The sequence below is a fragment of the Segatella copri genome (assembly GCF_024330485.1).
In the GTDB taxonomy this organism is placed as follows: domain Bacteria; phylum Bacteroidota; class Bacteroidia; order Bacteroidales; family Bacteroidaceae; genus Prevotella; species Prevotella copri_L.
Genome location: NZ_JANDWX010000122.1, coordinates 1 through 502, shown reverse-complemented (window position 1 = coordinate 502; position 502 = coordinate 1). Strand labels below are relative to the sequence as shown.

The following is a 502-nucleotide window of genomic DNA, read 5'->3' as shown; positions in this document are numbered from 1 at the left end:
TAAATCTGTGATGGCTGGCCGTGGCAAGCTGAAGCAGAAACTCATCGAGGCTTGCCGATTCGCACAGCGCGAGAAATGATGAACTATTTCGACCTGTACAGATTGAATACAAGGTGAAGAATGCCAACTTTATTGTATCAACAGACTCTGTTTGTAATGAGCCAGAGGGTGAGACTGCGAAATATTATGTGTTGAAAGCGTAAAAAATATGCGACTTATAAAAAACGTTGATAGCAATTTTGCTACTTACGTTTTTTATAAGTCGTGACATATTACTTGATTAATTATTCAAAAATTCTAAACAAACCATACATTATAGACATAAAACCAACAACATATCCTTTAAGATAATCAATATAGCTTATTGTAAACCTCGGTGGGTTATTACGCCTGTCTTTGTATGTGATATTTAGGAATGTAATACCAAAGGATATTGCACAAATACTATCATATCTTTTAAATAAGATGGTTGTTATTCCTAAGCATATCATCAAAATTGAAA

At 33.9% G+C, this 502-nt stretch carries 1 protein-coding gene; it reads right to left on the bottom strand.

The genetic code is table 11. The annotated features are described in order from the left end of the window. Nucleotides 1-284: 284 nt before the first annotated feature. Nucleotides 285-502, bottom strand: a 218-nt coding sequence (locus tag NNC77_RS16650) for a hypothetical protein (RefSeq protein ID WP_254971989.1), incomplete at its 5' end; no start/stop codon positions are given.